11 protein-coding genes and 1 pseudogene are annotated in these 12,098 nt (G+C 66.3%); 4 read left to right on the top strand and 8 right to left on the bottom strand.

From position 1 onward, the window contains the following. Positions 1-306: 306 nt before the first annotated feature. The gene (locus tag OG407_RS28795) at positions 307-756 is read left to right on the top strand and encodes a hypothetical protein (RefSeq protein WP_405862409.1); all 450 of its coding nucleotides are present in this window, start codon (positions 307-309) and stop codon (positions 754-756) included. 94 nt (positions 757-850) lie between these two features. Here OG407_RS28795 and OG407_RS28790 read toward each other — a convergent pair whose 3' ends face one another. Next, positions 851-1,054: a cold-shock protein gene (locus OG407_RS28790; protein WP_105974444.1), complete on the bottom strand. Its 204-nt coding sequence runs from the start codon at positions 1,052-1,054 to the stop codon at positions 851-853. A gap of 244 nt (positions 1,055-1,298) precedes the next feature. Continuing rightward, positions 1,299-1,646, bottom strand: coding sequence for a MerR family transcriptional regulator (locus OG407_RS28785; RefSeq protein ID WP_405862407.1), 348 nt, complete (start codon positions 1,644-1,646; stop codon positions 1,299-1,301). A 915-nt stretch (positions 1,647-2,561) separates the two neighbouring features. Here OG407_RS28785 and OG407_RS28780 point away from each other — a divergent pair. Both OG407_RS28780 and OG407_RS28775 read left to right on the top strand, forming a co-directional pair. After that, positions 2,562-2,951: an ATP-binding protein gene (locus OG407_RS28780; RefSeq protein WP_405862405.1), complete on the top strand. Its 390-nt coding sequence runs from the start codon at positions 2,562-2,564 to the stop codon at positions 2,949-2,951. 46 nt (positions 2,952-2,997) lie between these two features. Further along, positions 2,998-3,357, top strand: coding sequence for a hypothetical protein (locus OG407_RS28775; RefSeq protein WP_405862403.1), 360 nt, complete (start codon positions 2,998-3,000; stop codon positions 3,355-3,357). A gap of 117 nt (positions 3,358-3,474) precedes the next feature. On the opposite strand, the gene OG407_RS28770 is transcribed toward OG407_RS28775, so the two are convergent. The 5 genes and pseudogenes from OG407_RS28770 to OG407_RS28750 form a co-directional block, all read right to left on the bottom strand. Further along, on the bottom strand, positions 3,475-3,783 hold the full coding sequence (locus OG407_RS28770; protein WP_369263695.1) for an SCO5918 family protein: 309 nt from the start codon (positions 3,781-3,783) through the stop codon (positions 3,475-3,477). 49 nt (positions 3,784-3,832) lie between these two features. Further along, positions 3,833-4,240 carry a CBS domain-containing protein gene (locus tag OG407_RS28765; RefSeq protein ID WP_405862401.1) on the bottom strand — a complete coding sequence of 136 codons (408 nt, stop codon included), beginning with the start codon at positions 4,238-4,240 and terminating at the stop codon, positions 3,833-3,835. 46 nt (positions 4,241-4,286) lie between these two features. Further along, positions 4,287-5,780 (bottom strand): DEAD/DEAH box helicase, encoded by a 1,494-nt coding sequence (locus OG407_RS28760; RefSeq protein ID WP_405862399.1) that lies wholly within the window; start codon positions 5,778-5,780, stop codon positions 4,287-4,289. A 360-nt stretch (positions 5,781-6,140) separates the two neighbouring features. Beyond that, a complete protein-coding gene (locus tag OG407_RS28755; RefSeq protein WP_023586116.1) occupies positions 6,141-6,344 on the bottom strand; it encodes a cold-shock protein in 204 nt (67 codons plus the stop codon). Positions 6,345-7,175: 831 nt separating this feature from the next. Then, a pseudogene (locus OG407_RS28750) lies at positions 7,176-7,619 on the bottom strand (NUDIX domain-containing protein). An 891-nt stretch (positions 7,620-8,510) separates the two neighbouring features. On the opposite strand from OG407_RS28750, the gene OG407_RS28745 reads away from it, so the two are divergent. After that, positions 8,511-10,382 carry an ATP-dependent nuclease gene (locus OG407_RS28745; protein WP_405868653.1) on the top strand — a complete coding sequence of 624 codons (1,872 nt, stop codon included), beginning with the start codon at positions 8,511-8,513 and terminating at the stop codon, positions 10,380-10,382. Positions 10,383-11,019: 637 nt separating this feature from the next. Here the strand turns inward: OG407_RS28745 and OG407_RS28740 are convergent. Beyond that, positions 11,020-12,060 (bottom strand): hypothetical protein, encoded by a 1,041-nt coding sequence (locus tag OG407_RS28740; protein WP_405862397.1) that lies wholly within the window; start codon positions 12,058-12,060, stop codon positions 11,020-11,022. Between the last annotated feature and the right edge of the window lie 38 nt (positions 12,061-12,098).

Genomic DNA, 12,098 nt, shown 5'->3' with positions numbered 1-12,098 from the left:
CGCCTACGCGCAAGGATCGTCGATGCTTCCTGAGGTCCGTCCCCGCGTATCCGCCCCCCTCGCAAGCCAGTTGGGGCATCGGTTGGGCCTGGCTGCGCATCTCGAAGTGGGCCATCTCGATGTGGAGCGCGTCGCCGGCATCGCAGTCGTCGTAGCTGCCCACTCCGACGGCTATGCCGCCACCGGTCATCTCCTGGGGCTGTTGGCCGCGCTGCCTGCTCGCATCAAGGCAGGAGAACATTCTGGGCGGAGCTGTGGAGGTCCTCGGGTACCGCGTACCTGCTGCCCGCCAACATCAAGGCCCTGGTGCTGCGTTCGTTGACCGGAGAGGGAACCGCCCTGGCCCGACAGGTCCTCTCGGCCCTCGATCAGATGACCCCGCCCCAGCGCCGCGCAGCGGGCGAGGTGATCGGTCAAGCCCTCGTCGAGTCCGACGATTTTCCCGACCTCAAGACAGAGGCCATCGGAGAGCTGTGGTTCCGAGATCTCGAACTCACCGCCTGGCGCGTCCTACACGCAGACCGCAGGTCTGGCGATCCCGCCCGGCCGCAGAGCCTTCCTCGACGTCTGGACGAACGTCTGAACGTCTCCGTCTCCAAGCCGTACGACAGCCGCACAGGAAACGCGCGGCCGAGGCCACGCCGGCCCGGGATTCACTTCAACAACCGATCAGGGCCGCGCGGCCATTGCTGCGCGGCCCTGATCGGCTACACCACAGATCCTGTCGACGCCCGGCACGAGAGCCGGTCCCCGTGACCGGGTGAGCAGCACGGCGCGCGCAGTCGGCGGCAGTCACGGACGCGGCGTGCGCGATCCCTCGGGCAGGGCTGCGAGGTCAGGGCTGCGAGGGTCAGGCCGGGCTGATGTTTTCGGCCTGGGGGCCCTTCTGGCCCTGGGTGACGTCGAACGTCACGGCCTGGCCCTCCTGGAGCTCGCGGAAGCCCGAGGAGTTGATCGCCGAGTAGTGCGCGAAGACATCCGGGCCGCCGCCGTCCTGGGCGATGAAGCCGAAGCCCTTCTCCGCGTTGAACCACTTCACAGTTCCTGTAGCCATGTCTCATGCCTCCCAGTCGATGAACGCCTCCCCTCCATGGGGAAGGCGGAGGTGATCGCCCTGGTCCCTGCGGCACAGCACAGCAAAAAGCCCACACCAGGAGCATGGGCTTGGGGGAACTCCGAACCACGACAGCTGACGCAGACGCTACACGCCCACACACCGCGTCACCAGGGAAAGCGATCACGCCGCACACCAGGACCGGGTGTACTGGGGTGCCCGCCGATGCCGGCGGGCCCCTGTCTCAGGCGGTGGTCGTCGGGTTCGCCGCTTCCGCCGCTTCTGTGGTGCGGCGGTATTCGGCGTTGATGCGCTGGGCTTCTTCGAGCTGGTCCTCAAGGATGATGATGCGGCAGGCAGCCTCGACCGAAGTGCCGTGGTCGACGAGTTCCCGGGCGCGGGCGGCGATGCGCAGCTGGTAGCGGGAGTAGCGGCGGTGACCGCCCTCGGAGCGGAGCGGGGTGATCAGGCGCGCCTCGCCGATGGCGCGGAGGAAGCCCTGCGTGGTACCGAGCAGCTCCGCGGCCCGGCCCATCGTGTAGGCGGGGTAGTCGTCGTCGTCGATACGGCTGAACGAGTCGTCTGCTGTCATCTGCACCTCTCTGTGGAACGCCTGGAGGGGCCCTGGTGCTCATCGCACCAGGGCCCCGAAGGAACTGCTACACCATCTGCCGACCCTCGTACTGCGCCGGCCTTCTGTTTCCGCAGCCCGGACCTGAACACTGTCGCGGGTGCTGGGATCGCGGTTGCTTGACCGGAGACCACCTCACTATCGATGTCCTGCGGTACCCGGGTTCAAGATGTCGGCCCGGGCGATCCTGATGGCGCTCGGCTCCTCCGTTCTTCCCTCTGGGATCAACTGCTTACAAGTGGGGTACTGCGCACTGCCGGTACTGCGTACTGCTGGTGATGCGAACTGCTCAGCGGCCTGTGACAGCGCCGCTCTTCGGCAGCCAGCCCCGTCGCCCGTCCTGCGTCTGCCCTGGCTTGGAACCCCACTGCCGAACCTCCCGGTGCGCGCGTCCGCAGCCGACGCCTTCACCGAGGTGCTGCTCACTTACTTCACTGCTGGGTCCTGCGAACCGCATGGACAGGTACTGCCACTGCGGTCCTGCTCACGGCGGCCCCTGATCACTGCGGGCCACCCGGTCCGGTCGTCAGTCCCGTCGCCGTCCTGCAACCGCCCTGGCTTCGGAACTCCACCACCGCACCGTCCTGCGAACTGCACCTGCGGATACTGCACTTGCATGTACTGCCGCCCGGCAGTTCGTGTCTGCCAGGCCCTGCTGTTTCTCTGGGCTACGAGAGAACCATAACCACGACCCCGCTCCAATGTCTACTCCAACAAACACAGATTTCCGCGCGTTCGACAGCGAGGCAATCGCCCTCGAACAGCGGCAGGCGCAGGAGGAAGGACTGTCACCGCCTGGTTAACGGGCCACAGGCGGGGGAACGAGACACGGCAGGCAGAACCGGACATCGACGATCCAGAGACCGGGGAGACCTGATGAACACAATGAGCGTCAACGTCTCAGCCGTCCGCTCCGCGACCTCCGTCGCCGGCGCACGCGAAAGCGCCCGGGATTTTCTCGGAGGTCTCCGACTTCCGATCGCAGCCGAGGATGCCGACACCGTGGTCCTGGTCGTCTCGGAACTCGTCACCAACGCCCTGCGCCACGGTGGCGGCACCTGCACCCTGGACCTGACCGCGCACCCGGACAGCATCGAGGTGACCGTGCACGACCACAGTCCGCAGGCGCCGCGCATGCGCACCCCCGACCTGAACGACGGCACCGGAGGCTTCGGCTGGCCCATGGTCAAGTGCCTCGCACGTACCACCGCGGTCACCCGCCAGGCGGCCGGCGGCAAGATCGTGAGCGCCCTCCTCGCCCGGTAACGCCACCGCTTAAGCACCCGGATGGTCGGCAAATACAATCTGCCCCATGTCGAAGCGTGACGAGCTGCTCGTTGACGTCGCCACCGTGGTGGAGTCCGGGCAGAGCACCCAGATGTCCCTGACCGTGGTCACCGGCGGCGCTGTCATCACCGGCCGGCTGGCTCCCGAAGCCGTGTGGAGGCGGAGGGTGTCGGAGGTTCTGACGGATTCCGCCCGCCTGGGAGAGTTCTCCGCCGTGTTCGACACCCCCGCGAAGGAGGACGGGCCACCCACTCATCTGCACTTCCACGTCGCCCGAATTCTTCAGGGCACGGTGGGGATCCCGGAGACGGGCGGGATGTACCGGGTTGCGATCGACGACGTCAGCGCCTGGACCGTGGGCGACTTCAGCTATTCCGACCACTGATATTCCGGCCGCTGAGGAACCACGGCGACGGGAACCCGTCGCACGCAGTGGGCCCGGCCGACTTGCGTCGGCCGGGCCCGTTGCTGTTCAGGTATCGGCGCGTGCCTGTCGCGTCGGTCAGACGGACATGGGAGTGCCGAGCATCGCGGAAGCCTGCCGAAGCGAGCCGAGGATGCCTACGGGTACGGCCTTGGGGAGGGCGCGGCAGGTGAAGCCGAGCTTGGTCATCGCCCGGCGGACTTCGTCGGCGCTGAAGTCGCGGCGGTCCTGGCGGGTGATGACCTGGCCGACCTGCTTGACGGGGTAGTGACGGCGGCCGATGATCACGGACTCACCCATGACCTGCTCGGGCTTGATGCCCTTCATCGATTCCAGCACACCGCTCTTGGTGAGCTCGAAGGGGAAACGGGCGATGACGCAGCGCATGGGGCCTCACAGGGAGAAGGGGTGAACGGTCCGACCGGGGTGAGGCTGATCAGCGGGAGAGGGCGAGGACGCCCAGCGCGCCGCCTTGCCCGTCGGCGCCCGGCAGGGCACCGAGCCGCCGACGGGAGCGCATCGCGTGCTCGGCTTCGGCCATCGTCATCACGGGTGACGTGAACGACCGGTGGTCGCCGAGGATGTCGCGCAGGCGGACGCGGTCCGTGTAGGCGGAGTTGTCGCGCACGGCGGTGAGTTCGGTCCGGGTGACCAGACCGGTGCACTGGCCGTCCTGGTCACAGACGACCAGCCGGCCCGTGCGGGCGGCGGTCATGACGGACAGCGCCACCTCGACGCTCATGTCGTCCCAGACCTGCGGTCCGGCCGCCTCCATGACCTCAGTCGGCGTCCTGTGCACAGGGCCGGCGTTCGCCGGGCGGGGCTGCGTCTGAACCAGCGTCAAAAGATGCCTCCTGCAGAGATGGGCCAGCTACCTGATCACGAAGGTTCTAGGCCGCCGCACCGACGACGGACTGGCGTACGGGCCCGCGCCGGGCACCCGACGAGGGGCGGCGCCGGCCCCTGGAGGAGGCGCTGCGCTTGGGGCGTTCGGCCACCGGTGCGGTGATGACGACCGGGATGCCGGACGGAGCCTGGGCACCGGTGATGCGGTTCAGTTCAGCCTCGCCGGAGCGGACCTCGGTGATCTGCGGCCGGATCCCGGCGTCCGACATGAGACGGACCATGCCGCGTCGCTGGCCGGGTGTCACGAGGGTGACGACGCTGCCGGACTCCCCGGCGCGGGCGGTACGGCCACCGCGGTGGAGGTAGTCCTTGTGGTCGGTCGGCGGGTCGACGTTGACGACCAGGTCGAGGTTGTCGACGTGAATGCCTCGCGCCGCCACATTGGTCGCCACCAGCACGCTGACGTGCCCCGTCTTGAACTGGGCGAGTGTGCGGGTGCGCTGCGGCTGCGACTTGCCGCCGTGCAGCGCGGCGGCCCGGACCCCGCTGTTGAGGAGGTCCTGGGTCAGCCGGTCGACGGCGTGCTTGGTGTCCAGGAACATGATCACCCGGCCCTCGCGGGCGGCGATCTCGGTCGTGGCGGCGTGCTTGTCGGCGCCGTGGACGTGCAGGACGTGGTGCTCCATCGTCGTGACCGCACCGGCCGACGGGTCGACCGAATGCACGACGGGGTCGGTCAGATAGCGGCGCACCAGCAGGTCGACGTTACGGTCCAAGGTGGCGGAGAACAGCATCCGCTGCCCCTCCGGGCGCACCTGGTCGAGCAGTGCGGTGACCTGCGGCATGAAGCCCATGTCGGCCATCTGGTCGGCCTCGTCCAGCACCGTGATGCCCACCTGGTTCAGACGGCAGTCGCCGCGGTCGATGAGGTCCTTGAGTCGACCCGGGGTCGCGACGACGACCTCGGCCCCGCCTCGCAGCGCGCCGGCCTGCTTGCCGATCGACATCCCGCCCACCACGGTGGCGAGCCGCAGCCTGACGGAGCGGGCGTACGGAGTGAGTGCGTCGGTCACCTGCTGTGCCAGCTCGCGCGTCGGTACGAGGATCAGTCCCAGCGGCTGGCGGGGCTCGGCACGCTGTCCGGCCGTGCGGGCGAGCAGGGCGAGGCCGAAGGCGAGGGTCTTGCCGGAACCGGTGCGCCCGCGGCCCAGGACGTCACGGCCCGCCAGAGTGTTCGGCAGCGTCGCGCCCTGGATCGGGAACGGTGCGCTCACACCCTGCCTGCCGAGTTCGGCAAGCAGTTGCTCGGGCATGTCGAGATCGGCGAAGCCTTCAACAGCAGGCAGCGCGGGGGTGATCGTCTCGGGGAGCGCGAACTCACCCTGCACCGCGGCGGGCCGGCGGCCGTAACCGCCGGAACGGACAGGCCCGCCGGAACGGCGCGGTGCCGATGAGCCGTAGCGGCTGCCACCCTTCCCGGCGTCGGCACTGCCATTACGGGTGCGGGCAAAGCGGTCGTTCGTACGTGTACGGTTCATGCGGAACCTTCCTCGATGTGGCACATATCAAGGAATTCCCGCGGCGTTGAGCAGCACGGAGAACCACAAGTATGGACCGATGACAAATAGGCAAAATGCAAAAGAAAGCAGATCCGGCCGACGGAAATCCACGCGGGCACAGGTGCTGAAATGGGTGACGTGGCAGGGACGCACAATCCGGGCGTCGACTGCGGTGCGGCTCTTCAGGTTGCGCCTGCATCTCTGAAGGATGAGCCGCACGTGGTGAGGCTGGGGATTTCTCCGAGCCGTCCCGCAGGTGAAACCGTTGCGGGAAAACGCGTGTAGCTGGGGCCCGCACCCCGAGGGATGCGGGCCCCAGCTACAAAGTGCTCGTCAGCGTCAGGCCGGAACGATGTTCTCGGCCGTCGGGCCCTTCTGGCCCTGCGCGATGTCGAAGGTCACCTTCTGGCCTTCCAGCAGCTCGCGGAAACCCTGGGCGGCAATGTTCGAGTAGTGGGCGAACACGTCAGCGCCGCCACCGTCCTGCTCGATGAAGCCGAAGCCCTTTTCCGCGTTGAACCACTTCACGGTACCAGCAGCCATGTCATATCTCCTTCGGGGCAGTACATCGGAATCCACACTGTGCGGACACCGTGTCGCCGCAATGATTACCCCGCCCGGAAAACGACCGGAAAATACAAAAGCGCTCTCCCCGGCCGAAGCCGAGTGGGAGCACTTGAAGTTTCGGGAACCAAAACTGCAACTGAGATCAACAGTAGCACGCCACCACGGCCCGCGCCGGTTAACTAATTCCACTCCTCCCATTGCGACAAAAACTCTCGCTGCATGGTCCGGCAAACTCTCACCTCACAAACACAGTTATTGACTCACTCACAGTGCAACGTTCCAGAAAAGCGGAGTCGCCAGCCGCAACCAGGTCCGCCCGGGCGCGGGGAGGTACGCGGCTGTCCGCAAGGTCGAATTCAACAGGGTCACGTCCCCATGTGTTGCGGCACGAGTACGTTATGAACCCGGCCGGTGGCGCCGGTGCCAACACCGCTCTCCGTGACGCCACAGCCTGGCCGAAGCCCTCACCCAGGCCGCCACCGGCGCACCGCTCATCCCCGAACTGCGCCAGTACGAGGCCGACGACCTGACGGCATACGGCTTCGCCGCGGTCCGGGAATCAACCCGCGACGGTACTGAGCGCTCCCACCAAAACCCGCTGCCCGTCGCCTGACGGACAGCACTGCTCGACGAACCGATCGGCAGGGCAGTGCTGCGGTCAGGTAGCCGCAAAAGCCTTGACCACTGGAGCACGTAGATCCAGCGCGGCTTCTCACCCGCTCGCCGAACGAGCGACTGCGGCGAGCCCTCGGGCGCTGCCAGGGGCCGGAACGTCCCGCACGCTGGTTCGTCGGTACGCGCGCCTCGCTACTCCCATCCATCAAGTGACACCTGAGGCCCGCTGTCGAGATAGCAGTGGAGGGCACTGGCAATTGTGTCCACGAATGCCTCGGGGATGGCGTCGGTATCGACTCAACGAACCTGCGCGTGCTTGCGGGGTTCGCGGTTTTCGGGTTCGCCGGTCCACTCGTGGGCGGAGAGGACGACGGTGAGGAAGCCGTTGGGAGCTTCAACGCCCCAGGCGCTGTGGATGAAGTGGGCGACCTTCAGGGATTCCGGCTTCACGGTCAGGCCGGTCTCTTCGTACAACTCGCGAACTGCGGTTTCGGTGATGGGCTCGCCGGGTTCCTTCTTGCCGACGGGGAGGTCCCACATGCCCTGGGCGAACCTGGCGTTCTGGCTGCGCTGGAGGAGGACGACGCGGCTGGTGGCTTTGTCGTGGACAATGACGGCGGCGACCAGCAGGGTCATGGGTTCGAGGGCGGGCGGTAGGACGTTGGGCTGGTCGTCGGTTGTCCGCTGAGCCACGGCTGGTGTCCCTTCGTCGGCCGGTTGGTGGGCGGCTCAGGCGGGTCGTCGATCGCGCCCCAGGCGGAGCGCGTTGATCGTGAGACTGTCCGGACGCCACAACCCTGCGGCCCCAAGCGCGCTTGCGACCGCACGGCAGATCGGGACCCATCCGCACAACCGCTGCACGCTCGGCCACCGCATGGCCACCACACCGAACCCGACAGACCGATGCCGCCCGGCGGCACGGAGCAAAAAGCCAGGTCACAGCCCTACGAGCCGACCCGCCCACTGGCAGTCGACCTCGGCCCTACGCATTGCGACGCGTAGCCCACAGGCGCCCGATCAGCCCGCATCCCAAGGCCACCCGAAAACAAGAAACCCCAGGTCAGAGGCCTGACCCGGGGTTTTTCAAGGAGCCCCCTGTCGGATTCGAACCGACGACCTACGCATTACAAGTCCGGGCAGGATCTTGCTGGATGCTGCTGGACGGTTCTTCCGTGTGCGAAACCACCAGGTCAGGACAGCTTCGCCATGGGGGCCGGTCCACGTCAGGACAGCTCCTGCCGCACCGTCCGCTCACGCATCGCTCACGCACACCGGAGGACGTGGCGGTTTGCTCGACCTCTTGGAACCCTCGGAGACATCCGTCCATCGGGGCTGCCGGATACGAATCGAGCAGACTCAATCGCGATCGGTTTGATTCGGTCAGATGCGTTCACGGCATCAACTAGCCATCCTCGTAAGACATAAGATGATGCGCCTGGGGTGCCTGATGCCCAGGTCAATGTCTGGGGCCAGGCGCTGGTCGGAATGCTGCCGCCCAGGCGTGAGGGAACGGAGCGGCAGAGAACGGTGTACCTGCACAGCTTCACTGCGTGTGGATTCCGGTCCCTCAAGGATGTCCGCGACATCCCCGTCAGTACGCCTACCATCCTCGCCGGGCAGAACGACGGCGGTAAGACCGCAGTGCTCGCCGCGCTGGCCTTCCTCGTGGGTGCCGAGCAGTTGGCCGAGCATGACCGTATGTACGAACTCGGTTCGTCTGTCGAGGCAGCCGACGGCTTGACCTCTCTCTCAAGGTGCTCAACCACCTGGGTGGAGGGACTGTTCACCCTCGATCCTTGGGAGCAGGAGGCGTTCGGGCTGCCTGTGGAGGAGTTGCGCGTACGTCGGCGGGCCACGGCTGGCGAAACGCCGGTGCTGGAGTGCTGGGCGCCGCTTGCTGATGACGAACGGTTGCGTGACCCTTCCCAGTTGACCGTCGCCGAGGTGCGAGGACTGGCCAAGGAACTGCTCCCTGAGTTGACGTCCATCAAGCGCGTCGACATCGAACCCGCCCTGCGCGCTTACGGCACGGCACACGCGTCCACGTCCGGATGGGTACTGGCACCGAAGGAGATGGAACGTCGTCTGCCCCGGCTTATGCCGTTCGACGGCAAGTCGGCTGATCCTGACGGGTCTGTGAGGACGGCGTTGATGGGCCGCTACCAGGCTCACATGGCAGATCCCACGCTTCAAGGACGCCTGCAGCAGATCGAGGACGGGATCAGGCAGCGCCTTCAGGACGACGCCCAATCTCTGTGCGCGCATATCCAGAGCCGCTGCGACGATCTCACCGACGTGTACGTCGAGCCCGAGGTCTCCTTCTCACATGGCCTTCGGGGCGCACCGCTGCGAATCGCCCGTACAAAGGGCGAGGCCGTCGGTCTGGAGCGATCCGGGCTGGGCAGTGCACGCCGTATCTCCCTGGCGATCTGGGAGTGGACCAGCCGACTACTCAAGAGCGAGGAACTCGGCGAGGTTGACCCCGCCGTCGAGCCTGAGGCTGTCGAGGATGCTCCACCGCCGGTGCAAACGATCGTGATCTACGACGAGCCGGACACACATCTCGACTACGGCTACCAACGCAAGATCATGCAGCTCATCCGTGACCAGAGTGCGCTGCCCCATGTAAATGTCATCGTCGCCACCCATTCCATGAACTTGATCGACGATGTCGACATCGCCGACGTCGTGCATCTGCGGCTGGAGAACGGCCGGACCCTCATGGAGCGGTTGGGGTCCGACGCCCACGACGAGATCGACGGTCACCTGGGGCGGATCGCTGCTGCGGTCGGTCTGCGCAACTCCGTTCTCCTGCACGAGCGCTGCTTCCTGGCTGTCGAAGGCGACACCGAGCAGCGTGTGATCCCTACACTGTTCCGGCTGTCCGAGGGGCAGTCATTGCAGTCGGCCGGCATCGCCTTGTGGGCATGCTTCAACAACGAGGGTGCGTTGCACCTAGCCCACTACCTGGTCGAGCACGGTCGAACCGTGATGCTCATGGTCGACGCCGACAGCCGTTCTCTGCCCAAAGGACTGTTCAAAGAAGCCCGCCTTCAGCAGTTCTTCGGTAGCGCTTTCAACGACGTGGTCCGCTTCGTAGGGGAACCGGACTCCTTCAATGAGTTGGAGGAGTTGTTCTCCGATGACCTGTGGGCTGCGGCCGCCAACGATCTCTGGCCGAAGGATGAACCATGGACGGCAGCCGACTTCGCTGCTCAGCGCCCCGGTAAGAAATTCAGCAAGGAAGTGCTGAACATGCTCCGGGACGGCAGTCCGGATGGGCCCAGCGGTAAGCCCGACATGATGTTCGGGCTGGTGAGCACGCTCACCAGCCCTGATCAGGTGCCCGCACAGTTGCGGGAAATCTTCAGTCAGCTCAGAAAGCTGGCCGCAGGGTAAAGGCGCTCCGGCGCGGCCTGGCTGGACCAGTGCCGCCAGCCTGCCTTCGTCTCGCAAGCATGCGCTCCTTGCGCTGCTCCGGCGTCGGCGGTTCCCACTTGTGCCAGCCCACCGGCGGCTTCCACCGCTGGGCATGCCCCCGAGCCTCAAGCCCACACCAACGGCAGCCACTCGGAGCAGGTATGTGCTGGCCAAAGGCATTGCCATCGTCAGTCATGAGTTTCCCTCCCCACCAAGGATTCTTCCCCACGGCACTGACATCACCCCTGCCATCACATAGGTCCATTTCACGCTAAAACGGAAGAAGCGGGTCGGCCACTCGCAAGTTCTTTACCTGATGAGACGAGCCTTGTGCGTGGCCTTGTGCTGAGGTGCCGGGCCACACACGTGCGCTGACGTAGGGGCGGACCGATCGGAGCCGACAACGGCGTGCCGAGCCGCGTTGCCACAGCAGGTCGTCATCAAAAGGATCAGTACGACCGAGGGAGTTGCGAGTCGTCGGAGTAATACACCAGCTCACGGGGAGGGGCGACGCTGTGCAGCGTTTTCTCCGGGCGCACTATCGGGCGCCGTGTGCTCACCGCAGGGCCGGTGACAGCGTGTGCCGTCACAAGGGTGCGGTCACTGATGGCGTTCGTCAGACGAGTTCGTGCTCCTTCCAGTCCAGCGCCTGGACCGTCTCCAGGGGCCACCAACGATCCCTGTCCCTGTTGGGACGCCGAGCCTCAGCCTCCTGCACGTACTGCTCGTACCAACGGACCTGTTCCCGGTGCAGCGCGGGACGGGACAAGCGGCCTACGGCGGGGTGGCAGGCCGCGATGACCTGCGCGAGGACGAGCATTGTCTCGGCGTCGCAGGAGGGATCACCGGGGCGTTCATGCGGGATGCCATACCACTCGGCGACCGTTTCCAGGGCGCGTCCGCCGGAGCGGAAGGGCTCGGCGTGCCGGTCCAGAACGAGTGGGTCGCAGATCGGTGACATGCCGTTGGCCAAGCGATCGGACAGCGGTGTGAGTCCGTGCCGGAGCAGTTCACTCTCCAACGTGGTCAGCACGAATTGGGCGTACCAGACCACCATCGGTTCCTTGGTTGCCAACTGCCCCACAAGCACGGTCGTCAATTCCTCCAGAGCCTCGGTGGCAGGCGTTCCGTGGGCACGGGCACGCTCCACTGAAATGCCGTGATTCTTGCGAGGCGTGACGGACAGCGGGCCGGGACCAGGATCGATGAGCCAGAACCGATTCGTTCCGTCAGTGGTCCGTACCGCCGCCCCGAGAATGCGGTCGACACCGTAACGATTGCCGGTGGTTGCGATGTCCAGGGCCATGAGGCGGCGTCGGTGCCAGCCCGGATGGTGCCGGCGTGGTGGTGGAGCAGGCTCACGAACGTGCTCACGGTGATAGACGTCCCATCCACCGAAGCCAGTGTTCACGAGCACCCCCAGCCCAGCCAGAACGACCGAGCCGCAGGTCTCGCACTCCCCGTCTCGCTGATTGGGGCGCATCGCGGACGTGTCAGACGTGGTGCCGTCCGGATCGGGTGTCGGGGCGTGAGCCGGGTGATAGGTCACCCAGCCACCCCACACGCTTCGGAGCAGCACCCCGGCCTCTGCCGCGACGTCTGCGCCGCACCGGGCACAGCGGCCCGCGTATTGGTTCGTCCGTACCGGGCTGTTCACTGCCTCACCTCGTTGAAGGTCGGAATCCGCAGCAGAGC

It is taken from the genome of Streptomyces sp. NBC_01515 (assembly GCF_045040345.1).
GTDB lineage: Bacteria > Actinomycetota > Actinomycetes > Streptomycetales > Streptomycetaceae > Streptomyces.
This window is presented reverse-complemented; position numbering and strand designations above follow the sequence as displayed.